The sequence below is a fragment of the Nocardia amikacinitolerans genome, assembly GCF_900215415.1.
GTDB lineage: Bacteria > Actinomycetota > Actinomycetes > Mycobacteriales > Mycobacteriaceae > Nocardia > Nocardia amikacinitolerans.
Map to the genome: position 1 here is coordinate 473,190 of NZ_OBEG01000002.1, position 26,203 is coordinate 499,392.

Consider the following 26,203-nt stretch of genomic DNA (forward strand, 5'->3'; position numbering starts at 1 on the left):
GCACCTTCGCTCGGCCGTGGGCGAATCGAGGACGGTCTGGCAGCGCCGCCGGCGCGCGGGTCTGAGGACGACGCCCTCAGGCCGTGTCCGCCCGACCCGCCGTCAACGCACGCAGGAAGAACCGCAGGTTGGCGGGCCGCTCGGCCAACCTGCGAGTCAGGTAGCCGTACCAGTCGTCGCCGTACGGGACGTACACCCGCACGGTGTGCCCGGCCGCCGCCAGCCGCAGCTGCTCGGCGTCGCGCACGCCGTACAGCATCTGGTGCTCGAATGTGCCTGCGCTCCGGCCCGTTTCGGCGGCCATCCGCTCGGCGGCCAGCACGAGTTCCGGGTCGTGGGTGGCCACCATCGGGTAACCCGCACCGCGCATGAGGATCTCCAGGCAGCGCAGGTACGAATCGCTCACCTCGACGTTCCGCTGATAGGCAACCTCCGCGGGCTCGCGGTACGCGCCCTTGCACAGCCGAATTCGCGAACCGTGACCCGCGAATTCGGCGCAGTCGTCCCGGGTGCGGTGCAGGTAGGCCTGGAGAACCGCACCGAGCCAAGGGAATTCCGGCCGCAACTCGCGCACGGTGGCCAGCGTGGCATCGGTGGTCGTGTGGTCTTCCGCGTCGACGGTGACCCACACGCCCGCCTCGGCGGCCTTGGTGCACACGGTGCGCAGGTTGTCGGTGGCGATGGCGGGACCGTCACCCGGCAATGCCTGCCCGAGCGCGGACAGCTTGACCGACACCTCCGCGGGCACGGCAGCGCCGTCGGACCCGACCGGCCGGTCGGCGGCGGCGAGCTCGTTGATCAGCGAAAGGTATTCCGCGACCGTCGCTTCGGCGCGCGACCGATCGGTGGTGTTCTCGCCGAGATAGTCGACGCTGATCAGCCTGCCGCTGCCGAGCAGCGCACGCACCACCGGCTCCAGCTCCGCCCGTGACTCACCGGGCACGAACCGGCGCACGATGTCGGCGGTGACCTTGGTCCCGGTGAGCACGCGCTTCATCCGCGGCGAGGCGGCCGCCGCGAGAATGGCCGGGCGCAGCGGGTTCATCGGTCCTCGAGAATGTCACGCATCACGCCTCCCTCTTCCGGCCGACGTGTCGGCGCCGCCGGTCTCACGAGTCCATGTGCGGATACCGGTGCTGCACCGGCGGCACGAATGTCTCCTTGATGGTGCGCGGCGCCGTCCAGCGCAGCAGATTCAGCGGCGACCCCGCCTTGTCGTCGGTGCCGGAGGCGCGCGCGCCGCCGAACGGCTGCTGACCGACGACGGCGCCGGTGGGCTTGTCGTTGATGTAGAAATTGCCCGCCGCGAAACGTAATGCGGCACTGGCTTGTTCGGCGGCCTTGCGATCGTCGGCGAAGATCGCGCCGGTCAGCGCGTAGGGCGCGGCCGACTCCACCTCGGCGAGAATCGCGGCGTACGAACCCGGTTCGGCGTCGTCGTAGACGTGCACCGAGAGGATCGGGCCGAAGTACTCGGTGGTGAACGACTCGTCGCGCGGGTCGTCGGAGAGCAGCACCGTGGGGCGGACGAACCAGCCTTCGCTGTCGTCGTAGGTGGCGCCGACCGGGATGGTGACGCCCGCGTCCCTTGCCCGTTCGATGGCCGCGACGTTCTTGTCGTAGGCGCGCCGATCGATCAGCGCCCCACCGAAATTCGACAGGTCGGCCACGTCTCCGTAGCTCAGCTCGTCGGTCGCGGTGAGGAAGTCGTCACCGATGGCCCGCCATACCGAACGCGCGATGTAGGCGCGCGAGGCGGCCGAGCACTTCTGGCCCTGATACTCGTAGGCGCCGCGAATCAGCGCGGTGCGCAAGGCGTCCGGATCGGCCGACGGGTGCGCGACGATGAAGTCCTTGCCGCCCGTCTCCCCGACCAACCGCGGATAGCCGTGGTAGCGGCCGATATTCGCGCCGACCTGCTGCCACAGCGACTGGAAGGTGCGGGTGGAACCGGTGAAGTGGATGCCCGCCAGGCGCGGGTCGGCCAGCGCCACCTCCGAGAGCCGGATCCCGTCGCCGGTGACCATGTTGATCACCCCGGGCGGCAGGCCCGCCGCCTCGAGCAGCCGCATGGTGTAGAACGCCGCGAGCGTCTGCGTCGGCGAAGGCTTCCACACCACCGTGTTGCCCATCAGCGCAGGCGCGGTCGGCAGGTTGCCCGCGATGGCGGTGAAATTGAACGGCGTGATCGCGTAGACGAACCCCTCCAGCGGCCGATAGTCCATCCGGTTCCACACGCCAGGACTCGACTGCGGCTGCTGGGCCAGGATGTCGCGCGCGAACGCCACGTTGAACCGCCAGAAATCGACGAGCTCGCACGGCGCGTCGATCTCGGCCTGCGCGATCGACTTCGACTGGCCGAGCATCGTCGCGGCGGCCAGCTTCTCCCGCCACGGCCCGGCCAGCAGATCGGCCGCGCGCAGGAAGATCGCGGCACGATCGTCGAACGGCATGGTGCGCCACCCGGGGGCGGCGGCGATGGCGGCCTCGATGGCGCCGTGTGCTTCGGAATGAGTGGTATCGGTGTATGTCCCCAGTACGTGTCGATGCCGATGCGGTGCGACGATCTCGTGCCGCTCGCCGATGCCCGGCCGGTGCTTGCCGCCGATGACCAGCGGGACGTCGACGGATTCGGCGGAGATCTCGGCCAGCTCGGCCACCAGCGACTCGCGCTCGCGGCTTCCCGGCGCGTACGTGTGCACCGGCTCGTTGCCTGGCGTAGGGACAACCGTGACAGCGTCCATATCTCAGGCTAGCCCCAAATCCACGTCCGAACGCCAGCCTCTTCACGCACCAGCGTGTCGGAGCGCGATCAGAACGGGGCCTGTGCCCACCACAGGTCGCGGACCTCCTCGTAGGTGTGTCCGGGCCAGGCGGCCTCCACGAGGATCGACGAAACCATCGGGGCTACCCAGCCGTGCGTGGCCAGCGCGAACGGCGCGGCGGGATCGGTCGGCCGGAACACCTGGAGCCCGCCCGGCCTGCTGAACTCGCGTTCACCCGTCAGCGTGGCGTGCGCCGACAGGTAGGCCTGGACATCGCGGAATCCCCCGTACTCGGTGTACCAGGCCGTGACACCGTCCGGATCGGTGCAGACGATCTGGCGCAGCGGCAGCGGATCCCCGGGCTGAGTCACCACCGTCGCGGCCGCGTGACAGCGCGCGCCGCGCCAGCCCGTCCCATCCGGGCTCGCCGGGATGAGCTCGGGAAACTTGACAGCGATGGAGTGGTGCGCGCCCCACGGCAGCGGCTGCGGCCGGTTCGGGCGGATGAACTTCCAGTACACGCCGACGGCCGCGACCCCGCCCAACCCCACCACCAGCGCGGACACGAGCAGCAGCACGGAGAATGTCCGCCAGCCGGAGGAGACCTGCCGCCCCGTTCGACGGGCGGGCAGTGCCGGATTGCTCACCCAGTTGTCCGCGGCTGCCGGTCGGCGAGCGACGAGCGCTTCGGCAGGACGGGGAGTCCGGGGCGGCTGGACGACAGGCGCGGCCAACGCCCGCGCCGCCGCGTCGGCGAAATCACCACAGCTGTCGAAGCGGCGCGCCGGGTCTTTGTCCATCGCCCTGGCGATCACCTCGTCCACCGCGGGCGGCAGTCCCGGCACGAGCGCACTGGCTTTCGGCACCGGCTGAGTGAGGTGCGCCGCGATGATCGCGCCCGGGTTGGTCGCGGTGAACGGCGCTCGCCCAGTCAGCAAGGCGAACAGGGTGCAGCCGAGCGCGTACTGATCGGCGCGCTGGTCGACAGTCTCGTCCGAAAGCTGTTCCGGCGCAGCGTAAGCCAATGTGGCGAGCAGTTCGCCGGTTTTGGTCAGCTGGTAGGTGTCCTCGCGCATCCGCGCGATGCCGAAATCGCTGAGCAGTACCCGGTCACCGCCGCCGTGCGCGGCACTCAACAGGATGTTGGCGGGTTTGACGTCGCGGTGCAGCACGCCGCGGTCGTGCGCGTAATCCAGTGCGGCCGCGGTCTGGGCGACGATCCCCGCGGCCCGCGCCGGGTCCAGCGGCCTGCCGCGAAACGCCGAGGCGTCGCCACCGTCGACGTACTGCATGGAAATCCACAGCACACCGTCGTCGGCGCCGCGATCCAGCACCGACACGATGTTCGGATGATCCAGCCGCGCAACCACATCCGCTTCGCGTTCGAACCGCCGCCGCGCCTCCTCGTCGGCGTAGAGCTCGCGGTCGAGCAGTTTCAGCGCGATCAGGCGCGGCAGCCGGGGATGACCGGCCAGGTAGACGGTGCCCATCCCGCCGCGACCGAGCACACGCTCGATCCGGTATCCAGCGAACACCTCGCCGACGGCGAGCCCCACCCCCTGCATCGCAGCAACCTTTCGCCGAGCCGATCGAGCGCCTCGAGTGTACGAAGCGCGGCCCGCGCAGGCGAACCGCCGGGTGCGCTGCACCGCCGCGGCGAGTGCATCGGATCCGGTTCGACCGTGCGGAATCAGTTCGCGCGCAAGCGTTCCGCGGCGGCGGCGACGCGTTCGTCGGACGCGGTCAGTGCGATCCGTACGTGCTCACTGGCCGTCGGTCCGTAGAAGTCGCCGGGCGCGGCCAGGATGCCGCGCTCGGCCAGCCAGTCCAGGGTGGTCCGGCAGTTCTCGCCGCGCGTCGACCACAGGTACAGCCCCGCCTCGGAGTGATCGATGCGGAAACCCGCGCTCTGCAAGGCGTTTCGCAGCTGCTCGCGCCGGGCGCGGTAGCGTTCGCGCTGCTGGCCCTCGTGCGCGTCGTCACCGAGCGCGGCCGTCATCGCGGCCTGGATCGGGTAGGGCACCATCATGCCCGAGTGCTTGCGCACCTCGAGCAGTTCGGCGACCAGTTCGGGATCGCCCGCCACGAAACCGGCGCGGTAGCTGGCCAGGTTCGAGGTCTTCGAGAGCGAGTGCACCGCGAGCAGACCGGTGTGGTCGCCGTCGCACACCTCGGGATCGAGGATCGAGAAGGGGCGGCTGTCCCAGGACAGGCCCAGGTAGCACTCGTCGGAAGCGACGATCGCGCCGCGCTCCCGCGCGAAGGCCACGACCTTGCGGAGGTGTTCGAGCCCGAGTACCCGCCCGGTCGGGTTGGACGGGGAATTGAGGTAGATCAGTGCGGGCGACTGCGGACCGAGCCGGGTGAGCCCGTCGGCCCGCAGCACCTGGGCGCCCGCGAGCAGCGCGCCGACCTCGTAGGTCGGGTAGGCGATCTCGGGAATGACCACAAGATCGCCGGAGCCGAGGCCGAGCAGCCGCGGCAGACCCGCGATCAGCTCCTTGGTGCCGATCACGGGCAGCACCGCTGCCGGATCGAGACCGGTGATTCCGTACCGGCGCTTGAGCGCGTCGACCGCGGCGGCGCGCAGTTCGGGCGTGCCGTGCGTGGTCGGGTAGCCGGGCACCTCCGCGACCGAGTTCAACGCCGCCCTGATCAGCGGGGCGACGGGGTCCACCGGGGTGCCGACCGAGAGATCGACGATCCCGTCGGGATGCGCCGCGGCTCTCGCCTTCACCGACGCGATGGTGTCCCAGGGAAAATCGGGCAGCAGAGCGCTGACCCGGCCACGCGAACTCACTTACGTTCTCACTCGCCCATCGGGGGAAGTTCTTTGATGAACGGCGGGTCGTAGTCCACCTTGCCGACCTTGGTCGCGCCGCCCGGCGAACCCAGCTCGTCGAAGAAGTCGACGTTGGCGTTCACGTACCCGCTCCACTGGTCCGGCGTGTCGTCTTCGTAGAAGATCGCCTCCACCGGGCACACCGGCTCACATGCACCACAGTCCACGCACTCGTCCGGATGGATGTACAGCATGCGACCACCCTCGTAGATGCAGTCCACGGGGCATTCCTCGATGCATGCCTTGTCCTTCACGTCAACGCACGGTTCAGCGATGATGTACGGCACTGCCGCTCTCCTAGTCTGTCCTCACCTGCGGGGATGGTCCGCCACACGAAACCCTATCCCGACCACCCCACGTTACTACTGGTCAGCCTGCCCTAACTTCACCGGCTCCGCCCCCGCTCGCGACCGGTATGCCGTTGCCCTCGTGCGCTCCGACGTACAGCAGCACGAGCTTAGTCCTCGAGCACGGCTTCTGGGGCCGCACGCCGATTCCGTCTACCCGAGCGACAACGAAAGGGCGTGCGGCTTGCGATCGACCCGCCCGTAGGTGGTCGTGCGTTCCCTGGTCGGGCGGCCGATGCCGGTGGCGATCTCGGTGAGCTCGGCGACCGTCTTCGCGGAGCCGTGCTGGGAGCCCGCCATCCGGGAGATGGTTTCCTCCATCAGCGTGCCGCCGAGGTCGTTGGCGCCGCCGTTGAGCATCATCCTGGTGCCCGCCGTGCCGAGCTTGACCCAGCTGGTCTGGATGTTGTCGATCCGGCCGTGCAGCATGATCCTGGCCAGCGCGTGTGCGGCGCGGTTGTCGCGGATCGTCGGACCCGGACGTGCCGCGCCCGCCAGGTAGAGCGGCGCGCTCTGGTGCACGAACGGCAGCAGCACGAATTCGGTGAAACCGCCTGTCTCGTCCTGGATTCCGCGAATCACCCGCAGGTGGCCGACCCAGTGCTTCGGGTTGTCGACGTGCCCGTACATCATCGTCGAGCTGGAGCGCAGCCCGACCTGATGCGCCGTGGTGATCACCTCGATCCACGCGGAGGTGGGCAGCTTGCCCTTGGTGAGCACCCAGCGCACCTCGTCGTCCAGGATCTCGGCGGCGGTGCCGGGAATGGTGTCGAGACCGGCCTCCTTCAGTGCGACCAGCCAGTCGCGGATGCTCTGCCCGCCGCGGGAAGCCCCGTTGACGATCTCCATCGGGCTGAAAGCGTGCACGTGCATGGACGGCACCCGCCGCTTCACCGCGCGCACCAGGTCGGCGTAGCCGGTGACCGGCAGATCCGGATCGATGCCGCCCTGCATGCAGACCTCGGTGGCGCCGTCGACGTGCGCCTCCCACGCCCGGTCGGCGACCTCGTCCGTGCTCAGCGTGAACGCGTCGGCGTCGCCCTTGCGCTGCGCGAACGCGCAGAACCGGCAGCCGGTGTAGCAGATGTTGGTGAAGTTGATGTTCCGGTTCACCACGTAGGTGACGTCGTCGCCGACGGTGTCGCGGCGCAGCTGGTCGGCCAGCTTCGTGACGGCCTCCAGATCGACGCCCTCGGCCGTGGCCAGCGCCAGGTAGTCGGCGTCGGAGAGCGCCGCGGGATCGCGTTCGGCGGCGCGCAGCGCGGCGAGCACGTCACCGTCGAGCCGCTCGGGGGCGGCCAGGTCGCGCGCCTGCTCGCGCACGGTGTCCCAGTCGCCGAAGGCGCCGACCACGTCCTGACCCAGTGCGGAGTCGCTGCGGCTCTCGGTGTTGCGGCCCTCGGTGTCGATCGCGGTGTTCAGGTCGATCCGGCCCGCCGAGTCCCACGATTCGTCCGGCTCCTGCCACGGCAGACCGACCGGCACCGCGTCCGGATTCGCCAGTCCGGTCGCCGGATCGGTCAGCGCGGCCACGTGCGCGCCGATCCGCGGATCCACCCACGGATTGCCCGCCCGCACGTATTTCGGGTGCGCCGAAGTCCTTTCGACGAGCTGGTAGCCCGCCGCCTCGGTGATCTCGCGCAACGTGTCCAGATTCGGCCACGGCCGTTCGGGATTCACGTGATCCGGGGTCACCGGCGAGACGCCGCCCCAGTCATCGATGCCCGCATCGATCAGCGCGAGGCATTCCTCCAGCGACACCAGATTCGGCGGGGCCTGCACCGGCACGTCCGGGCCGAGCAGCAGGCGAGTCACCGCGATGGTCGCGCGGAACTCCTCGAGACCGGCGTCGGGCGCGTCGCGCATGGCGGTGTCGTCCTTGGCACGGAAGTTCTGGATGATCACTTCCTGGATGTGCCCGAAAGCCTTGTGCTGCTTGCGAATCGCCATGATCGACTCGGCGCGCTCGGTCAGCGTCTCGCCGATGCCGACCAGGATGCCGGTGGTGTAGGGCACCGAGAGCCGACCGGCGTCGGTGATGGCGCGCAGCCGCACCGCGGGGTCCTTGTCGGGGCTGCCGTAGTGGCATTCGCCCTTTTCGGTGAACAGCCGTGTCGAGGTGGTCTCCAGCATCATGCCCATGGACTGCGCCACCGGCTTGAGCCGCGCGATCTCTTCCCAGCTCATGACGCCGGGGTTCAGGTGCGGCAGCAGACCGGTCTCCTCCAGCACCATGATCGAGACGGCGCGCAGGTAGTCCAGCGTGGAGTCGTAGCCGCGCTCGTCCAGCCACTTGGCCGCTTCCGGCCAGCGCGCCTCGGGCCGGTCGCCGAGGGTGAACAGCGCCTCCTTGCAGCCGAGCGCGGCGCCGCGGCGGGCGATGTCGAGCACCTCGTCGGGTTCCAGGAACATGCCCTTGCCCTCGGCCCGCAACTTGCCGGGCACGGTGACGAACGTGCAGTAGTGACACTTGTCCCGACACAAGCGGGTCAGCGGAATGAACACGTTGCGCGAGTAGGTGATGGTCTTCGACCTGCCCGCCGATTCCAGACCGGCGTCGCGCACCCGCGCCGCACTGCGACACAACTCGACCAGATCCTCGCCGCGCGCGTGCAGCAGCACCGCGGCCTCGTCCACGTTCAGTGTCACGCCGTCTCGGGCCCTGCGCAGCGCGCGGCGCATGGCCGACGGGCTGGGCGGGGCTGGCGGGACGCTCGGTGTCGCTAGCTCGGTCACGCCCTCGATCATGCGCTACCCATCCTGGACTGTCTCCCTCCAGTGCTTGTCTGTGAGCGTAGCCAGCTCACCGCGACGGCGAGTTCCGCGAGGCCCGTCGTGAGCGTTCACAACCTCAGCACGCCTCACCGTTATTCCACCGGCGTGGCGCGGGGCGGCGAATGTTCGTGCAACCATGACAACCATGTCGCAGCCGCGCACGATCATGGCCGACCCGGCCTGGCGTCCAAGCCCCAAGGCGAAACTGCTGTGGACGGTGCAGGCGGGGCTTTCGTGGGCGCTGCCGTTCCTCGCGCTGCTCGTGTGGGCCGCAGTGGACTCGACCCACCGCGGCTGGCAGTCGGCCGCCCTGGTGATCGGCCTGGTCTTCGCGGTGTTCAGCATCGCCGTCGTGCCGTGGTGGCGCTACGCCGTGCACCGGTGGGAGGTCACCGACGAGGCCGTGTACACCAGGGTCGGCTGGCTGACCCAGGAGAGCCGGGTCGCGCCGATCTCGCGGGTGCAGACGGTAGACACCGAACGCGGTCCGCTGGAGCGGCTGCTCGGCCTGGCGACGGTGACGGTCACCACCGCCTCGTCGGCGGGCGCGGTGCAGATCTCGGCGTTGGATCTGCCGGTCGCCGAACAGACCGTCACGCGGCTGACCGAGATCGCCGCGCGTCATCGCGGGGACGCGACGTGACCGAGCAGCCGCCCGTCGGCACCGGACCGCCGTGGGCGCGCCTGGACAAGCGAATGCTGTTGGTGCATCCGGTCACCGAGGTGGTCAAGTTCATCCCGGTGCTGATCGGTTCGGTCATCCTCGGCACCAGCAGTGGCAACCCCGCGTGGAGCATCGTTCCGCTGGTGCTGATCGTCGGGTTCGCGCTGACCCGCTGGTTCACCACGACCTATCGGGTCGGACCGACCCACGTCGAGTTGCGCACCGGATTGGTGCAGCGCAGGGAGCTTTCGGTGCCGCGAAGCCGGATCAGATCCGTCGACATCGAATCCGATCTGCTGCACCGGGCGCTCGGACTTTCCGTGGTGGTCATCGGCACCGGGCAGCAGGCCGACAGCGGTGAGAAGTTCAAGCTGGACTCGCTCGACGCGCGGGCGGTGCCCACTTTGCGCACGGAATTGCTCGCGCACACCGCGCGACCCGCACCGGCCACTCCCGCCGTAGGTGTATCGGAAGACGAAGCGGCACAAGCTCTTCCCGCCGCGCGGGAGATCGGACACTGGCGGCCGGAGTGGGTGCGGTACGCGCCGCTCTCGCTCACCGGGTTCGCCGTCATCGCGCCGATCGTTGGCGCGGCGTTCCAGTACGGCTTGGGCGAGGTGGTGTTCGAATCCGATGCCGCGCAGGACCTCGGCGAAGGCACCGTCGCCGCCATCGTGCTCGTCGTGCTCGGCCTGTTCGCCGCGATCGTGCTCGTAGTCAGCCTGGCGGCCTGCACGCGGTACCTGACAACGTATTTCGGCCTCCGCGTCCTGCACAACGGCCGCACCCTGCACCTGCGCCACGGCCTGTTCACCACCAGACAGATCACCCTCGACCTGGCACGTTTTCGTGGGGCCACGGTGAACGAGCCACTGCTGCTTCGCCTTTCGGGCGCCGCCGAACTCGAGGCAATCATGGTCGGGGAGAATCCGCGCCAGAAGATCCTGCCCCAAGCCCCGCGGGCAGCGATCGAACGGACGTTGGGGGAACTGCTGGCTCCGGGTGCGACCGCGGGCGAACCCCTGGCGCCGCTGTCCGCGCGGCTGACCCGCCACGGTCCCGCCGCCCGCCGTCGCCGCTACTTCCGGGCGCTCTCGCCCGTCGTCCTGCTAGCTTTCGTAGTGCTCGCCTTCGCCCTCGAGGGCCCGATCCCGCCATGGTGGTGGCTGTTGCCGGGCGTGACCGCGATTGTCGCCATCGCCTTGGCCGAGGATCGCTACCGAGGCCTCGGCCACACCGTCCTCCCCCGCACCGCTACCTCCCCCGCCTGGCTCATCACCCGCTCCGGATGCCTCGACCGCGACCGCGACTGCCTCGAAGCGCCCGGCGTCATCGGCTGGACCGTCCGCCAATCCTTTTGGCAGCGCCGCGCCGGTCTGGCCACCGTCATCGCGGCCACCGCGGCGGGCAAGAAGCGCTACCTCGTCATCGACGTCCCCCTCGACCAGGCTTGGCCCCTCATCGAATCCGTCACCCCCGGCGCCCTCGGCTCCCGCTGACCTCGGCTGCCACACAAGCCGCATACGCCTCACACAGCCACCGCCTATGTGAACCGTGCGAAAAGTGTGTGGGAGCACGTCCGACACACGGGGATGTGTCGTTCGGGGGCGGGTGCTGCACCACGTGGTGCCGCGCGGCGGAGTGACGGTGCTCGCTCAGCTCGCCGCGGCCGCGTTGACGCCGTCATCGCGACCCTCCCGGTCCGCGTCGACTGACCGGTCCACCGCTCCACTTCGCAGTGGCCGCCACCGGGACACCACCTTGCCCTCATAGAGACACCGCACGCCTCGCAAAGGATGCAGCCTCTGCGAGGCGTACGACGGGTCTGCGAAGTCAGTGCGGCGCCGGGCGGAGGTAGACGTAGACCAGCGGTGGGATAAGCCCGCAGAGGAGCAGGAGCAGGGTTGGCCAGTCGCTGAGGAGCATGAGGTCGCCGCCGGGGCCCGCGAAGGTGCACGCCAAGAAGCCGAAGGTCCAGACGATGACCGGAAGCAACGCCACCCGGGTGCTGTCGGTCAGGGTGCGCATGGCCGCGATGAACAAGACGTTCAGACCGGCCGCGAGCAGAGCCGTCACCGGTAGGGCGAACGCGCCCGACGCGGCGACCGCGGCCAGCGGCGCGGCAACCAGGGTGGTGTCCTCGGCGGGCGGCAGGTGCGAGGTGCCCAGGTACACCGGCAGATAGAGGACCTCGAAGGCGAGGGTGAACAACCCGCTCATGGTGAGCACGGCCATCAGCGCCAGCCGCAGGGGTTCGGCGATCCACCCTCGATCATCGGTACGTGGCGCGTCCGCGCGCTTGTCGAGCGCCGTCACGGCACCGGCGGGTAGCCGAGGAGGGTCAGCAGGTGGCTCTGCATGTCGACGAAGGCGTACAGCACCGACATGTACAGCTCGTGCTGATGCTCCGCGCCGGGGCGCAGGCTGTCCACGAAGGCCGAGATGGCGTTCTGGAGGTCCCAGTTGTACACGTCCAGGAGTCTATGCCCCACCGACTCGGCCCGGATCACGCACGTTCAGACGATCCCGGCGAACAGGTCGTGCTCGCGCCCGTCCGGCCCGACCGGCCCCCGCGTCCCACGGACCAGCACGTAGTGCTCCTCGGGCAACACCGGCTGGGCGATGTTGTTGGACAGCGCGAACTCCCGCCCGGAGGGCGCGACCGTCACCTGGGTCGCGTGCGCGCGCAACGCCGCCCGCTTGGCGGTCAGCACGTCCGACACCTCGACGGTGGTGGTGACGGTGTGACTCGGCACGCTCGCCAACTCCCCCGCCCCCGGCAGCCGCCACCCGCGCGGCAGCGCGCCGGGCAGACCCTCGACGGTGCGGCGGGCCAGCGCCTCGGTGTGCAGCCGCAGCATGTCGGCGTCGGTCACCGTCCAATAGAACTTGGGCACGTCCCAGCCGCGCTCCGCCGCCGCGCGCACCGCGTCGGTCGCGACTTCGTGGGCCCTGATGTGATCGGGGTGGCCGTAGCCGCCGCGCGGGTCGTAGCCGATCACCACCCGCGGCCGTAGCTCGAGCAGGATCTCGACGAGCGCGTCCACCGCCTCCGAACCGGAACGCACGAACGCCCTGGGGTGCTCGGCCGACGGCGTGCCCGCCATGCCGGAATCCCGCCAGCGGCCGGCGCCGCCCAGGAAGCGCGGCGGCGCGGCGTCCAAAGCGGCCAGCGCCCTTGTCAATTCGAGGACGCGGTAGCCGCCGAGCTGATCGGCGTGATCCGCGGTCAGCTGCGCCCACTGTTCGCCGATCACCTCGCCCTCCTCGCCGAGGGTGCAGGTCACCACGGTGACCGGTACCCCGCGGCGGCGGTAGTGCGCGATGGTGCCGCCGGTGGTGATGGACTCGTCGTCCGGGTGCGCGTGCACCAGCACGATGCCGCCAGGCCCGTCCGGCTTGGTCACGGGATCCTGCGCCACATCGAGGCGTCACCGAAGATGCCCACCTGGATGGCGCCGCTCAGCGACGCGCCGTCCACCCGGGGACCAGCGGCGGCGACCACGTTGTCCTGCACGATCGGCAGCACGGTGGCCAGTCCCCACAGCGCGGGCTCGGCGTCGGCGAGCACCTTGGGGACGTCGATACCGCGCAGCGCGGCGTCGATCGCGGGTTGCAGCACGGGATCGCACACCCCGGACAGGTTGCTCGGTGCGCGTCGCGCCGCCTCGACCGCGGCCTGCGCCTCACCGTCGTCGAGGCCGGGCGCCTGCGGCGGGCAGCTGTAGCGGGACGCCAGCACGGTGGCCGGATCGGCGCCGGCGACCTCCCAGCCGACGATCGCGTCCACGCCGCCCTCGACGAGTTCCTTGCCGTACAGCTCGTCGGCCGCGAGGCTGCGGACGCTGGCATCGATTCCGGCGCTGCGCAGTTGGTCGGCGGCGGTGTTGGCCACCGCGAGCGCGGTCGCGTCACCGGTCACCGCGCCGATCCGCACCGCGAGGGTCTTGCCGTTCTTCGCTATCGGGCGCGGCTGCGGCGCGGGCGAGGTGGGCGAGATCACCGGCGGCGGCTCGGGCGCGCGCGCGAAACCGGCCTCGGCGAGCAGCGCGAACGCCTCGTCCGCGGTGGGCCGAGGCGGTGCGGTCGGCGCGTAACCGGGATCCGATGGCGTCAGTATCTGCGCGCGCACCGGTTCGACCCATCCGCCGGTCTGCGCGCCGACGGTGGCGAGCAGCGCGGGGTCGAGCAGCGCGAGCAGCCCGCGCCGGACCCGCGGATCGGCGAGTTCGGTTGTGCGCCCGTTCAAGACGAATTGCAGTTCGCGCGACTGCGGCATGATCACGGTGCGCACCGAGGGGATCGCGGCAAGCTGCGCCTGGGTCGCGACGCCGCCGTGCACGAGCGCCATCTGCGCGTCACCGGTGCGCAGCGACTCGGCCAGCTGCGCGGGAGTTCCGCCGCGGCGCAACAGAATTTGATCCGGCGCGGCCGGGGTGCCCCAGTAGCGGTCGTTGCGTTCCAGCAGGATCTCGTCGCGGCCGGGGTCCACCGACTTGATCGCGAAGTTGCCGCCGGACACCGGGATTCCCTCCGCGAGCCCGTTGGCGAAACCGCCCGGCTGATCCTTGATCAGATGCGAGGGAAGCAGATTCGCGAACAGCTCGCGCCATGCGGGGTACGGCTGGGTCAGCACGACGGTGACCGTCTTGCCGCCGCCGGAGGAGTTCACATCCGAGATCAACCGGTACGCGGCGGAATCCGCGACGCCGGGCTGCGTCAGCATCTGCTGCCACAGGAAACGGAAGTCCTCGGCCGCGATGGGCGCTCCGTCCGACCAGTTGGCCTGGTTGCGCAGCGTGTAGGTGATGGTGAACGGCTCCTGGCTGGTGACCTCGGCCGAGGTCACCAGCGCGGTGTCCGGCACCCAGTCCGTCGCGCCGGGCACCGACGGACTCGGCACCGGACGGAACGGGCTCGGCAACACCATCGAGCTCACCGCCGAGGTGGCGGGCGACTGGTCGGAACGCAGGTGCGGGTTGAACCCGATACCGATGTCGTCGATCGCCACCACGACGGTGTTCTTGCCCGGCTTGGCGGGCGTCGTCTTCGGGCTGTCCGTGCTCTCGATGGGCGGGGGCGGGTTCGCGGTGCATCCGGCGAGCACCGTCGCGGAGGCCGCCAGCAGAACCATCAGTGCGCGCAGCATCGCGCGTCGTTTTGCCCCCGAGCTCACGTTCGGCACTCTACAGCGCGGCCCGGTCCCGCGCCTTCCGCCTGGACAGCTCGCGGGCCCGCTCGTTCTGGCCCAGGATGACCTTGCGCACCCGGACCACCTCAGGGGTGACCTCGACGCACTCGTCGGCGGCGCAGAACTCCATCGCGCCTTCCAGGTCCAGCTGCAACGGCTTGGCCAGGGTCTCGATCACGTCCGCGGTGGAGCTGCGCATGTTGGTCAGCTTCTTCTCGCGGGTGACGTTGATGTCGAGATCCTCCGCGCGCGGGTTGATGCCGACGACGTGGCCCTCGTAGGTGTCCGCACCCGGCTCGACGAAGAACTGGCCGCGGTCGGCGAGCTGGATCATCGCGAACGGGGTCACCGTGCCCGCGCGGTCGGAGACCAGCGAACCGGTGTGGCGCGCCCGGATCTCGCCCGCCCACGGCGCGTAGCCGTGCGAGACGGCGTTGGCGATGCCGGTGCCGCGGGTCTCGGTGAGGAAGTCGGTGCGGAAGCCGATCAGGCCGCGCGAGGGGACGATGAACTCCATCCGCACCCAACCCGCGGCGTGGTTGTTCATCTGGACCATCTTGCCCTTGCGGGCGGCGAGCAGCTGGGTGATCGCGCCGAGGTACTCCTCGGGGCAGTCGATGGTCAGCTCTTCGTAGGGCTCGTGCACCTTGCCGTCGACCTGCTTGGTGACCACCTGCGGCTTGCCGACGGTCAGCTCGAAGCCCTCGCGGCGCATGGTCTCGACCAGGATGGCAAGCGCCAGCTCACCGCGGCCCTGCACCTCCCAGGCGTCCGGGCGGCCGATGTCGAGCACCCGCAGCGAGACGTTGCCGACCAGCTCTTGGTCCAGGCGCGACTTCACCATGCGGGCGGTCAGCTTGTGGCCCTGCACCCGGCCGACCAGCGGCGAGGTGTTGGTGCCGATGGTGACCGAGATCGCGGGCTCGTCGACGGTGATGCGGGGCAGCGCGACCGGGTTGTCGATGTCGGCGAGTGTGTCGCCGATCATGATCTCCGGGATGCCCGCGATGGCGACGATGTCGCCCGCGACGGCCACCTCACCGGGCTGACGCTCGACGCCGATGGTCTGGAGCAGCTCGGTGATCTTGACCTGCTTGACGCCGTCGGCGTGCATCCAGGCCACGTTCTGGCCCTTGCGCAGCTCACCGTTGTGCACGCGCACCAGCGCGAGGCGGCCGAGGAAGGCCGAGGCGTCGAGGTTGGTGACGTGCGCTTGCAGCGGAGCCGCGGCATCGCCCTTGGGGGCGGGGATGCACTCCATCAGCACGTCGAACAGCGCGTCGAGGTTCTCCGCGTCGGGGGCGCTGCCGTTCTCGGGGCGCTCCTTGGAGGCCTTGCCCTCGCGGCCGGAGGCGTAGAGCACCGGCAGGTCGAGTGCCAGCTCTGCGGCCTCGGCGGCGGCGTCGTCCAGGTCGGAGGCCAGATCGAGCAGCAGGTCGTGGCTCTCCTCGACGACCTCTTCGATGCGGGCGTCTGGGCGGTCGGTCTTGTTCACGACCAGGATCACCGGCAGCGACGCGGCCAGCGCCTTGCGCAGCACGAACCGGGTCTGCGGCAGCGGCCCCTCGGAGGCGTCCACCAGCAGCACCACGCCGTCCACCATGGACAGACCGCGCTCGACCTCACCGCCGAAGTCGGCGTGGCCGGGGGTGTCGATGACGTTGATGACGGTGACCGAACCGTCCGGGTGGTGCCGGTGCACCGCGGTGTTCTTGGCGAGAATGGTGATGCCCTTCTCGCGTTCCAGGTCGCCGGAGTCCATCACCCGGTCGACCGGTTCGGCCCGCTCGGCGAAGGCGCCGGACTGGCGCAGCATGGCGTCGACCAGCGTCGTCTTGCCGTGGTCGACGTGGGCCACGATGGCGACGTTGCGAAAATCGCGTGCAGACGACACGCCTGAATCCTCCTGCTGTTGGTGTTGGTGCCGGCCGACCCCTGCAAACAGGTGGAGAATGAAAACTCACCGGGCATCGCGGCCAGCTACACAGTACCGGCTACCGGGCGACCCCTCCGATTCAGGCGCTCGACTAAGGGTATGCTAACCGTCGTGGGCAAGGTAAAAGCTAAGAAGGTTTCGAGTCTGAAACCGAAGAAGAAGTGCTGTCGTAAGAAGACGCGCTGCTTCAAATGCCCCGTTGTCATCATGCGGATGAAGAAGGCCGAGGCCGCGGGCCTGACCGGCAAGGATCTGAAGAAGGCGCTGAAACAGGCTCGCGCGGCCTGAGTTTCACCGATCCCGGTGCACCTCCGGCAAACGGGGGTACAACCGGCATATGAGCACTCCACTGCTATCCGAAGCCGAGATCGCCGACGCGCTGGCCGGACTGCCGAATTGGAGCCGGTCCGACAAGAGCATCACCCGCACCATCAAGGCCGCCTCGTTTCCCGCTGGCATCGATCTGGTGCGCCGGGTCGCCGACGCGGCCGAGGCCGCGAACCATCACCCCGACATCGATATCCGGTGGCGAAATGTGACCTTCACGCTGTCCACCCATTCCGCGGGCGGACTGACCGCCCTGGATCTGGGCTTGGCCCGCGAGATCGATCTGCTCGCGTCGCAGTCCGAGTAGCCGCGCCCGGATCACCGCCGAGCGCGGGGTGGCGGCCGGACTACGCCCGCGCGGAGTCCTCCGTCACGATCTCGTTCGCCGCGGTCGCACCCGACCGCTGGCGCCGCGCGCCGGACCAGATGATCCACGCGAACAGCACGAGCACGCCGAGCACGTCCACCGCACCCAACCAGGACAACACACCCGGCCGGGAGATCTCCCAGATCGTCGGCTGGGCGAACGACAGCACCCACGGCACGCCGATCAGCATCGTCACCAGCCAATAACCCGCCAGGATTCGCGCGCCCGGCGAGCGCCGCAGCGGACCGTAGACCAACCACAGCACGGTCGGCAGCAGCCAGACCCAGTGGTGCGACCACGAGATCGGCGAGATCAGCAACCCGAACAGCTGCACCATCAGCAGCGTGCCCATCCGATCGTCCGGTTCCAGCGCTCGCCAGGCGAAGAAGGCCAGCACCGCGACGGCCAACACCGCCGCGATCCAGACCGGCCCGGACTCCACGTCGTGACCGAGGATGCGGCTCAGTGTCCCGCGCAGCGACTGATTCCACACCGAGCCGACCGGGCCGATCCGGTCCGCGTCACCGAGCAGCGTGCCGAAGTAGCGGGTCGCCTCGTGGTTGTTGATGAGATAGCTGATGCCGACCGTCGCGCCGAACACCACCGCGGACCACAGCGCGGTCCCCCAGCGCCGCCGCGCGACGAAGTAGAGGCCGGTGATCGCCGGCGTCAGCTTGATGCCCGCGATGATGCCGACCAACCCGCCAGAGACCCACCAGCGCGAACTGCGCACCGCGAGCATCGCGCCGAGCACCAGGAAGACGTTGACCTGTCCGTAGTCGATCGTGGTACGGACGGGCTCGAGCCACACGCCGACCGTCGTCCAGCCGATCGCCGCCGCGCGCCAACCGGGTTCGCGCAGCCGCCGCGCGCCGACGATCAATTCCAGCGCGATCCACACGACGCCGTACAGCGCCGCCACCGTTGCCAGCAGCCAGCCCACCGCGATCACCTTGAACGGCAGGAAATGCAACGGGAAGAAGACCAGCGCGGCGAACGGCGGATAGGTGAACGGCAGCGGGAAATCCGGCGTCTTCTCCGCATACGTGAAGTCGTAGAGCCGGTCGGTGAGCAGCGCCGCCGAACCGTCCACGTAGACGTGCAGGTCGACCAGGTTCATCCCGTTGGGCGACACCAACATCCACAGCAGCCTGGCCAGAACGGAAAGACCGAGCAGCAACACCGCCAGTCGCAGGTGGGCAGCGGCCGGACGCTGGTCCGACCGAGCGCTGTCTCGGTTCAAATCGCGGGCTTTCGGGTCGGGGGGCGGGCGCGAAACGCGACCGATGTCCGGTGTGTCGGCGACAAATGCCGAAGGCTGCGACTAGATTAACCGGAGCGCTGATCTTCCCCGTGCGGGCATGCAACAGGGATAACATTTGCATCACCTTTCACATGTGTAACAACCCGCCGGGTTACCTTCTGATAACACTGATCGTCCAGAGCACAACGTGATAACGACCACGGCTGTACAACTCGGTGGTCGTGTCCTTAGAGTGACCCCCGAAACAATGGGTTTTCACCCGTTGGCCCAGATGTACCCGAGGTAAGGACGGCTAGACCAGTGCTTCGCACCCGAGGATCGCGGATCGCATTGACCGCACTCGCCCTGGCGGCGAGCGCTTCGCTCGCCGCGCCGGTCGCAGTAGCGGCGCCGGCGCCCGCCCCCGCCGCGGTTCCGAACAGCGTTCCGATGGTGCCCGAGGGCGTCCCGGTGGACGCGATCGCCGCGCTCACCCCCGCCATCGTCGGCGCCATCGCAGGCCCGGCCGATATCGCCAACGGGCCGCAGTCCGCGATCCTCGATCAGGCGCGCATCCTGCTCAACACCCTGAATCTGCCGCCGCAGATCAAGTCGACCCTGGAGCGGATCATCACGTTCCTCGACGGCAGCGGCGGCGGCGGTCCCGAGCTGCCGGAGGACGGCCCCGTCATCGCGCAGTTCCTCTACCCGACCATCGGCAAGGGCTGCATCAGCCCGACCGCCGACTCGGTCGGTACGGCCCTCGCGGTGCCCGGCCCGGCCACGCTGCCCCCGCCCGGACCGGAGGCGGGTCAGACCGGCTTCGTGTTCACCGCGCTCGGCACCAAGGCGCCGACCGCGCAGCAGAACCCGCCGATGACGGTGCAGTGGCTGAACCTCGACACCCGTCAGTCCGGCGTGCAGGCGCTGACCGACGAGGCGAAGATCAACCCGGAAGGTCCCGCGACCCTGTCCGCCATCGTGAACACCGGCCGCGGCCGGATCGTCGCGGTCGTCGGCGGCTCGCTCACCACCCAGGCGCCCGACGCGGCGCCGCGCACCTGCTCGTTCCTGCCGACGCTCGGTTTCTTCACCGTCGCTTGATGTTTCGAAGCCCGGCCGGTCGTTCGCGACCGCCGGGCTTCGGCGTGTCCGGCCGACACACCGCGGCAATCGCGGCGATCGTCCCCGGCCCGGTCCGCGTTGTGGTAGACCGAAGGCATGTCGACTGTCGAAGGAACGGTACGACCCCGCTCGATCAGGAGCAGGCGCTCGCGCCGGTCGATCCTGTCCATCCGGTCCGAAGGCTCGATCCTGTCTATCGGGTCGGCCTATTCGATCCTCTCCATCGGCAGCGTCGGTTCGGTGCTCTCGATCGGATCGGTCGGGTCGTTCGCGTCGGTGATCTCGTCCGGCTCCTTCGCCAGCCTCGGCTCGGCGCTGTCCGGACTGTCGCGCTGGTCGCTGCTGTCCTGGATGGGTGATCACGAGGCGCCGGAGACGCGGCCGAATCTGCGCGTGGTGCCCGACGACGAACCGGATCTGCGCGTCGCCCCGGTCTGCCACTGTCAGACCTGACGGGCCGCGCTCACCACTGCCCGTATTCGGGCTTCAAGATGTTGTTGAGATCGATGCCGACGCCGTCGATGGCGCGCTTGTCGATCTCGAACTGGTGCAGGTGCGCGGCCGGGTGCACATACCCCTTCGGGGTGCCCCAATTGTGCTGCCAGTACCAGGAACCGAGGCCCGCCGCCCGCGCGAGATCGATGGTCGGCGAGTTGGCGTAGACGCCGACGTTCTGCTTGCCGAGCACCGCTTCCCAGCCGAGCAGGTACGGCGCGATCATGGTCGCGAAGTCGACCGGGGTCGGGTTGTCGTCGATCGAGGCGTAGATGGGTCTGCCCTCGGGACCGCCGGCGGCCAGGTGCAGCTCCAGCCCGCGCTCGGCGTGCTTCTTGCCCGCCTCGAGTCCGCCGCGCCAGTCGGCGGTCGGCCCCTTGCCGAACTGGTAGCAGGACACGATCTTCAGTCCGGCCTCGGTGAGTGCCTCGGCCTCGCGCGCGAGCAGCGGCTTGCCCATCATCCATTCCGCGCCGGGTCGCCGATCCGAGACGTATCGGATGACGCCGACATGTCCGGCTTCCAGAATCGCGTCGGCCGAGGGCACGCCACCGGAATAGTCGATCAGGGTCCCGAGAGATCCCGCCGCGGAGGCCGACGTCGCGGTGCCGGTGACACCCAGCGCGGCGGCCGCTGCGGTGTAGGCGAAAAGCTTGCGCCGGGACAGATCGAGAGAACGCATCGCAGGACTCCTTCGCGCAACCCCCATTGGCTGGCAGCGTGCCCGGCGCACCTTCCCCAAGGCTCACACGCGCGCCGGGAGCCTCGAACGTGAACTCATTTCACCACATTTCACATTCGAACCGCTAGACCCATTCGACCCAGCTTTCCCACTTGTCACACGGGTTACGTGAGACCGTCGATTCGAGCCGCGACATCGATGGTGCGGCCGGAACTGTCGCCGAGTTGCTCGCGCACCACACCGGCCACCTGCGCGATGACCTGCTTCTTGATTCCGGCCACCGCCCCGAGAGTCGCCGCGCGCACGCCCTTCGCCTTGAAGTCCATCCGGATGTCCTCGGTCGCGGGCGGCGGCACGTCGATGACGATCAGCAACGGATCGGCCGCTCTCGCGATCAGCACCAGTGGAATCTCGACATCGGCGCGGTACTGGTTCTCCTTGAAGACCCGCACGGTGATGTCGAGGCCGACCGGCAGCGTCAGGTCGAACGAGACGAGATCGTCCGGCCTCTCGGGCCGATCGACAAGGCGCGGCTGCCGGATCGCGCCACGCACGGTGACGGTCGCGCGGTCCTTCGGCCCGGTCTTCAGCGGCCCGACCTCGATCGGCCGCCCCGCCATCTTCTCCACCACCTCGAAGACCCGATCCCGTGTCACGATGCGGGCGAAGAATCGGTGGCCGAACTCGCCGTAATCGATCCAGTCGAACTCCTCCTGCGCGCGATGCCGCGACGGCGTGCCCGCGACCATGGCCTCCACATCGAAGACCCGCCCGCTCCTGGCCTGCGGTTCGGCCAGCATGCTGTTGACCCGGTTGGCGACCTCGCGTTGCACCAGACCGGCGATCGGGTCGAGCAGCCACTCCCAGGCCGAATCGACCGTCTGGGCGCGCAGCACGAAGCTCACGTCGCGGGTGGTGATGGGCGGAATGTCGATGACGATCAGCAGCGGGTCGGCGGTGCGGGCGTGCAGGGTGAGGTCGATTTCGACGACCGCCTCCAGCCGCAGCTTCCTACCGCCGAGGCGAACCTTGACCGCCAGGGTGAGCGGCACCGTCACCTGGAAGACGACGTGCGGATCGTGACGGAGAACCTTGGGGTCGCCGACCTTGCCCTCGGCGATGAATCCGGCGAGTCCGGGAGGACCGATGTTGAAGGGTCCGATGGCCATGCCGCGCCCCGCCATGGAGGAAACCGCGGCCACGATGCGTTGTTCGGTCACCGCGTGGGTGACGAAGCGTTCGCCGAAGTCGGCGTAGTCGATCCAGGACGGGTCGTTCGTCGTTTCTTCGGTCGGCTGCATCAGAGATTCCGAAACCCTCACCTTTCAACGGACAACCGACACGGTACGCGACGAAAGTTTCCGGAGATCAGAACGTTAGGGGAACCCTGTCCTGCTGATGAGGGGGTAGCAGGACAGGGTCCGCGGCGGCAGCGCTGCCGGGCGCTGCCGACTCCATACTAAGGCTCGGGAAGGGACGCGCCGAGCATCGCGCTCGCCGAACGGGACGCCCTGAGCGGCAGTGATTTTCAGAATCGCCCATATCCGACGACGTCGTTCACGTCGGCCACCCGGAATCGGTGGATGCGCACCTCGCCGAACTCGTTGCCGCCGATGGTTGTCACCTCGTCGTTCGCCGCCGTGAGCACGATGTTGGTGTGCTGGGTGAACTGGCTCGCCGGGCCGTAGAGCAGTACGTCGCCGGTGCGCGGGCGGTAGCCGCTGCCGATGGGCGCCAACCGGTCCGTGCTCTCGTAGTACTCCTGGAGGGTGTAGACGCCGGGAATCCGCCACGATCCGGAGTTCGGATTCGACAGCGGACGCCCGGCCTCCCGCATCGCCCAGCTCACGAAGTCGGCGCACCAGGGCTCGATGACCCCCTCGGCATACTTCGGGCCCCCGCCCGGCTCGGCGTACTCGCGCTCCAACACCTCGACCAGCCGGATCTGCGCCGGATCGAGCGCCGAACGATCGATGGTCGGGAAGGCCGCTGGACTCTCGCCGACGACGGCGGGGCGATCCGAGCTGGTCCACCACCAGACCGTGCCCGCCGCGACGGCCGCGACGACGGCCAACCCAAGGGCCAGCAACAGCCCCAACCGGCCCCGGGTTCTCTCCGGTGCGGACATTCGCCCCCCACTCGCTCTCGACGACCATTCATCTTTAGGACGAACGGACGCGGCGTACGGTTCCCCGGATCGCGCCGCTCAGTCCTTCTCGCCCATCGGGATGCAGGCCGTCAGCGCGATGGCCACCACGGCGGCCGCCATGGCGATGAAGAAGGTGGTGTGGAAACCCTCGCGGGAGGGCAGCAAGTGCGCGCCGAGCGACATCGTCATGTGCGCGAGCACCACGCTCATCACCGCGGAGGAGGTGGAGGTGCCGATCGAGCGCATCAGCGAGTTGAGCCCGTTGGCGGCGGCGGTCTCGGTGATCGGCACCGCGCCCATGATCAACGCGGGCATCGCAGCGTAGGCCAGACCCACACCGCCCGCGACGATCACGGCGGCGAGCATGATCTCCCAGACGTTGTTCATCAACAGCACCGCGCACAGGTAGCCGACACCGATCACGGCCGAACCGAGGATCAGGGTCACCTTGGGTCCGCGCGCCGCCGACAATCGCGCCGACACCGGCGAGAGCGCCATCATCACCAAACCGGTTGGGGCCAGGGCCAATCCGGCGCTCACCATGGAAAGCCCGAAGCCGTAGCCGGTCTCCTCCGGCGCCATCAGCAGCTGCGGGAAGGTCAGCGACATGCCGTACAGCGAGAAGCCGACCGCGATCGAGGCCAGGTTGGTGAACAGCACCCGGGGCCGCGCCGAGACACGCAGGTCGACCAGCGGCGCGGCCTGCCGGAGTTCGTAGAAGCCCCAGCCGAGGAAGACCACCACCGACACCGCGAACAGCGTCAGGATCGAGGCGCTGGACCAACCCCAGTCCGCGCCCTTGGTGATCGCGACGAGCAGCGCCAACAGCGCCACCGAAAGTCCAACGGCCCCACCGAAATCGAAGCGAGCCGGGGTACGCACCGGCGATTCCGGCACGAAGAGGAAGACCAGCACCAGGCACAGCACGCCGAGCGCCGCGGAGCTCCAGAACAGCATGTGCCAGTCCGCGTTCTGCGCGATCGCCGCGGCCACCGGCAGGCCGACCGCACCGCCGACGCCGAGCGTCGCGCTCATGATCGCCATCGCCGAACCGACCCGCTCGATCGGCAGTTCGTCGCGCATGATGCTGATGCCCAACGGAATCGCGCCGACGGCCGCGCCTTGCAGCGAGCGGCCGATGATCTCCGGCAGCAGCGACGAGAAACTCGCGCAGACCACCGAACCGGCGATCATGGCGAGCAGATTCGCGAACAGCACGCGGCGCTTGCCGAACATGTCGCCGAGGCGGCCCGCGATCGGCGTGAACACCGCGCCGGCCAGCAGCGTCGAGGTGATCACCCAGGACGCGTTCGAGGCGGAGGTGCCGAGCAGCGTCGGCAGCGCGGGAATGATCGGGATGACCAGCGTCTGCATCAGCGAGACGACCACGCCGACCGCTCCGAGCGTGGCGATGAGCAGGCCGGGGGCCGGTCGGCGCCGGGTATCGGCCTCCGTGGCAGGCGAGGACGCGGCAATGGACATGAATGTGTACGGTACACATCGTGTGTATGCTGCACAATTTGTCATCGAAGTGATCCAGGCGACATAGTGAGTGCCATGCCAGACCGGGAACCCACCGACCCCGCGGCGCTGACGCGCCTCGCCTTCGAGCTCGCCCTGCTCTCCCGGCATTTCCCGGCCTCGGTGCTGCGCCGTCCTGGCTTTCAGCTGGACCGCTCGGCCTTTCTCATCCTGACCAGGTTGGAGATCGACAACCCGCTCACCCTTCGCGAACTCGCCGACGCCTTCCGCCTCGACATCTCCACCATCAACCGGCAGGTCGGCGCCATGCTCAAACACGGTCTGGTGGAACGGGTTCCGGATCCCGAAGGTGGCATCGCGCGCAAGATCCGGGCCAGCGACAAGGGCATGGAACTGCTCGCCGCCGACCGCGCCCAGAGTCGCGACGGCATCGGCGCCGTGGTCGCCGAGTGGTCGGAGTCCGATATCCATCAGCTCAGCGCGCTGGTCGCGCGTTTCAACGAGTCCATCGAAAACCTCGAGCACAACCCGTGGCCGCGGCCGCCCGCGGCGCGCTGAGCCCGACTTCGCCGAATCCGTTACGGCGCAGCAACAGCGCACTATGCTCCCGACGATGGGAGAACTTCGGCATTTCCGGCGGCACGGCCCGAGCTGGTTCGCCTGGGACAACTACCTGATCGGCGTCGTCGGCCTCGCCTTCGCCGTCGCTTTCGGCACGGCCGCCGCGATCCTCGCCCAGGCGGGGCACTACCCGCCCGCCGTCGCGGTCGCCGCGTTCGCCGCGCTGTTCGCCGCGCCCGCCGCGGTGCAGGCGATCGGGGAGCTACTCGCGGGGCTGATGCTGGTCGGCATGCTGCTCGGCTCGATCGTGCTCCTACCCGCGCTGCTGGTCAGCCCGACCGTGCGCCGCTGGGCGAAACGGCGCTGGGCGCGGGCTACGGCCTGATCAGCCGGCGCGGACAACGCCGGCACGAGCACGGCCCGCCTGTTTATCCCGCGCGCGAATACACTCCCGGCGTGATGCCGTAGCAGCGACGGAACCAGCGGGTCAGGTGCGCTTGATCGGCGAAGCCCGCGGCCACGGCCGCCTCGGCGACGGGGTGGCCCGTCGCGATCAACCGTCGCGCCGCTCGCAGCCGCAGGATGCGCTGGTAATCGCTCGGCGCGAGACCGTAATTCGCGCGGAAGGCGCGGTAGAGGGCGAAGCGGCTGGCGCCCGTCGCGGTGACGAGATCGTCCATCGACAGCGTCTCCAGATAGCGCTCGTCCAGGACCTGGCGCACCCGGCGCGCGATCGCACCGTTGCCGCCGCCGACCACCGTTCTGGTGCGGGGAGTCCGTGCTCCGCGCTGCACCAGCGCCGCCACCGAAGCGGAAAGCGCCTCGTCCCTTGCCAATTCGGTGGCGGGCGAGGTCAAGCTCGCGTACAGCCTGCCGAGCGCGCCCACGAGCAGCGGATCGTGCAGGACCGGTTCCGCGAACAGCGGAAGGCCCGTGGGGCGACCGGCACGGTCGGACAGCAAGTCGGTGATCAGCTCGGTGCCGATGTGCACGATGCGATAGGTGAAGCCCGCCTCGGTGGCGCTGTGCCCGTTGTGCGCTTCGTCCGGGTTGAACGCCATCACCATGCCCGTCGCGCTGACCCAGGCGGCGCCGCGGCAGTCGAAACTCTGCGCGCCGAAGTCGGTGAGACCGAACGAGTAGGTCTCGTGCGCGTGCGGGTGGTAGACGTGTCGCTCGAAGTGGGCGCGCATCACCTCCACCGGCCGGTCCGGCATCCGCCGATATTCGACCCATTCGCTCACCGCCCCAT

At 69.2% G+C, this 26,203-nt stretch carries 25 protein-coding genes; 8 read left to right on the top strand and 17 right to left on the bottom strand.

Annotated features, from left to right (window positions below; translation table 11 throughout):
• Positions 1–76: 76 nt before the first annotated feature.
• From CRP45_RS10435 to CRP45_RS10460, 6 genes are all read right to left on the bottom strand, one after another.
• On the bottom strand, positions 77–1,045 hold the full coding sequence (locus CRP45_RS10435; RefSeq protein ID WP_097244921.1) for a proline dehydrogenase family protein: 969 nt from the start codon (positions 1,043–1,045) through the stop codon (positions 77–79).
• A 64-nt stretch (positions 1,046–1,109) separates the two neighbouring features.
• Positions 1,110–2,744, bottom strand: coding sequence for an L-glutamate gamma-semialdehyde dehydrogenase (pruA, locus tag CRP45_RS10440; RefSeq protein ID WP_097244922.1), 1,635 nt, complete (start codon positions 2,742–2,744; stop codon positions 1,110–1,112).
• 68 nt (positions 2,745–2,812) lie between these two features.
• Entirely contained in the window at positions 2,813–4,330 is a 1,518-nt protein-coding gene (locus CRP45_RS34930; protein WP_097244923.1) for a serine/threonine-protein kinase, read from the bottom strand.
• A 125-nt stretch (positions 4,331–4,455) separates the two neighbouring features.
• Entirely contained in the window at positions 4,456–5,565 is a 1,110-nt protein-coding gene (gene dapC / locus CRP45_RS10450) for a succinyldiaminopimelate transaminase (RefSeq protein ID WP_097244924.1), read from the bottom strand.
• Between the two features lie 8 nt (positions 5,566–5,573).
• The gene (fdxA, locus tag CRP45_RS10455; protein WP_011211287.1) at positions 5,574–5,894 is read right to left on the bottom strand and encodes a ferredoxin; all 321 of its coding nucleotides are present in this window, start codon (positions 5,892–5,894) and stop codon (positions 5,574–5,576) included.
• 213 nt (positions 5,895–6,107) lie between these two features.
• Positions 6,108–8,702, bottom strand: a complete 2,595-nt coding sequence (locus CRP45_RS10460; RefSeq protein WP_097244925.1) for a bifunctional FO biosynthesis protein CofGH — start codon at positions 8,700–8,702, stop codon at positions 6,108–6,110.
• A gap of 172 nt (positions 8,703–8,874) precedes the next feature.
• Here CRP45_RS10460 and CRP45_RS10465 point away from each other — a divergent pair, with 172 nt between their 5' ends.
• On the top strand, positions 8,875–9,372 hold the full coding sequence (locus CRP45_RS10465) for a PH domain-containing protein (protein ID WP_097244926.1): 498 nt from the start codon (positions 8,875–8,877) through the stop codon (positions 9,370–9,372).
• On the top strand, positions 9,369–10,892 hold the full coding sequence (locus tag CRP45_RS10470; protein WP_308209462.1) for a PH domain-containing protein: 1,524 nt from the start codon (positions 9,369–9,371) through the stop codon (positions 10,890–10,892). Before CRP45_RS10465 ends, CRP45_RS10470 begins: the two co-directional genes overlap by 4 nt.
• A 334-nt stretch (positions 10,893–11,226) precedes the next feature.
• Here the strand turns inward: CRP45_RS10470 and CRP45_RS10475 are convergent, their stop codons facing one another.
• From CRP45_RS10475 to typA, 5 genes are read right to left on the bottom strand one after another with little or no spacing between them, the layout of a single operon-like run.
• The gene (locus CRP45_RS10475) at positions 11,227–11,709 is read right to left on the bottom strand and encodes a hypothetical protein (RefSeq protein WP_097244927.1); all 483 of its coding nucleotides are present in this window, start codon (positions 11,707–11,709) and stop codon (positions 11,227–11,229) included.
• Complete coding sequence (locus tag CRP45_RS10480) at positions 11,706–11,864, bottom strand: hypothetical protein (protein ID WP_097245437.1); 159 nt, start codon at positions 11,862–11,864, stop codon at positions 11,706–11,708. The genes CRP45_RS10475 and CRP45_RS10480 overlap by 4 nt, the downstream gene beginning before the upstream one ends.
• A 45-nt stretch (positions 11,865–11,909) precedes the next feature.
• Positions 11,910–12,800, bottom strand: a complete 891-nt coding sequence (mshB, locus tag CRP45_RS10485) for an N-acetyl-1-D-myo-inositol-2-amino-2-deoxy-alpha-D-glucopyranoside deacetylase (RefSeq protein WP_097245438.1) — start codon at positions 12,798–12,800, stop codon at positions 11,910–11,912.
• Positions 12,797–14,542: an ABC transporter family substrate-binding protein gene (locus CRP45_RS10490; RefSeq protein WP_097244928.1), complete on the bottom strand. Its 1,746-nt coding sequence runs from the start codon at positions 14,540–14,542 to the stop codon at positions 12,797–12,799. The genes mshB and CRP45_RS10490 overlap by 4 nt, the downstream gene beginning before the upstream one ends.
• A 37-nt stretch (positions 14,543–14,579) precedes the next feature.
• Positions 14,580–16,478, bottom strand: coding sequence for a translational GTPase TypA (gene typA / locus CRP45_RS10495; RefSeq protein ID WP_067788431.1), 1,899 nt, complete (start codon positions 16,476–16,478; stop codon positions 14,580–14,582).
• Between the two features lie 153 nt (positions 16,479–16,631).
• Here typA and CRP45_RS33770 point away from each other — a divergent pair, with 153 nt between their 5' ends.
• Together CRP45_RS33770 and CRP45_RS10505 are read left to right on the top strand one after the other, a co-directional pair.
• The gene (locus CRP45_RS33770; protein WP_097244929.1) at positions 16,632–16,808 is read left to right on the top strand and encodes a hypothetical protein; all 177 of its coding nucleotides are present in this window, start codon (positions 16,632–16,634) and stop codon (positions 16,806–16,808) included.
• 49 nt (positions 16,809–16,857) lie between these two features.
• A complete protein-coding gene (locus tag CRP45_RS10505; protein ID WP_067788429.1) occupies positions 16,858–17,154 on the top strand; it encodes a 4a-hydroxytetrahydrobiopterin dehydratase in 297 nt (98 codons plus the stop codon).
• Positions 17,155–17,194: 40 nt separating this feature from the next.
• Here CRP45_RS10505 and CRP45_RS10510 read toward each other — a convergent pair whose 3' ends face one another.
• Positions 17,195–18,457: a mannosyltransferase gene (locus CRP45_RS10510; RefSeq protein WP_097244930.1), complete on the bottom strand. Its 1,263-nt coding sequence runs from the start codon at positions 18,455–18,457 to the stop codon at positions 17,195–17,197.
• A 321-nt stretch (positions 18,458–18,778) separates the two neighbouring features.
• On the opposite strand from CRP45_RS10510, the gene CRP45_RS10515 reads away from it, so the two are divergent.
• Complete coding sequence (locus tag CRP45_RS10515; protein WP_067788425.1) at positions 18,779–19,561, top strand: Rv1157c family protein; 783 nt, start codon at positions 18,779–18,781, stop codon at positions 19,559–19,561.
• A 117-nt stretch (positions 19,562–19,678) separates the two neighbouring features.
• Positions 19,679–20,035: a hypothetical protein gene (locus CRP45_RS10520; RefSeq protein ID WP_067788423.1), complete on the top strand. Its 357-nt coding sequence runs from the start codon at positions 19,679–19,681 to the stop codon at positions 20,033–20,035.
• A 10-nt stretch (positions 20,036–20,045) separates the two neighbouring features.
• Here CRP45_RS10520 and CRP45_RS10525 read toward each other — a convergent pair whose 3' ends face one another.
• The 4 genes from CRP45_RS10525 to CRP45_RS10540 all read right to left on the bottom strand — a co-directional run bounded on the left by CRP45_RS10525 (position 20,046) and on the right by CRP45_RS10540 (position 24,390).
• Positions 20,046–20,759, bottom strand: a complete 714-nt coding sequence (locus tag CRP45_RS10525; protein ID WP_097244931.1) for a DUF1906 domain-containing protein — start codon at positions 20,757–20,759, stop codon at positions 20,046–20,048.
• A 164-nt stretch (positions 20,760–20,923) separates the two neighbouring features.
• Positions 20,924–22,060 (bottom strand): hypothetical protein, encoded by a 1,137-nt coding sequence (locus CRP45_RS10530; protein WP_097244932.1) that lies wholly within the window; start codon positions 22,058–22,060, stop codon positions 20,924–20,926.
• A 227-nt stretch (positions 22,061–22,287) separates the two neighbouring features.
• Positions 22,288–22,887 (bottom strand): CHAP domain-containing protein, encoded by a 600-nt coding sequence (locus CRP45_RS10535; RefSeq protein WP_097244933.1) that lies wholly within the window; start codon positions 22,885–22,887, stop codon positions 22,288–22,290.
• A gap of 78 nt (positions 22,888–22,965) precedes the next feature.
• Positions 22,966–24,390, bottom strand: a complete 1,425-nt coding sequence (locus CRP45_RS10540; RefSeq protein ID WP_097244934.1) for an MFS transporter — start codon at positions 24,388–24,390, stop codon at positions 22,966–22,968.
• 75 nt (positions 24,391–24,465) lie between these two features.
• Between CRP45_RS10540 and CRP45_RS10545 the strand changes: the two genes are divergently transcribed.
• Both CRP45_RS10545 and CRP45_RS10550 read left to right on the top strand, forming a co-directional pair.
• Positions 24,466–24,948, top strand: coding sequence for a MarR family winged helix-turn-helix transcriptional regulator (locus CRP45_RS10545; protein WP_097244935.1), 483 nt, complete (start codon positions 24,466–24,468; stop codon positions 24,946–24,948).
• A 55-nt stretch (positions 24,949–25,003) separates the two neighbouring features.
• Positions 25,004–25,336, top strand: coding sequence for a hypothetical protein (locus CRP45_RS10550; protein WP_143861401.1), 333 nt, complete (start codon positions 25,004–25,006; stop codon positions 25,334–25,336).
• 43 nt (positions 25,337–25,379) lie between these two features.
• Here the strand turns inward: CRP45_RS10550 and CRP45_RS10555 are convergent, their stop codons facing one another.
• Positions 25,380–26,195, bottom strand: coding sequence for an AraC family transcriptional regulator (locus CRP45_RS10555; protein WP_245910054.1), 816 nt, complete (start codon positions 26,193–26,195; stop codon positions 25,380–25,382).
• Between the last annotated feature and the right edge of the window lie 8 nt (positions 26,196–26,203).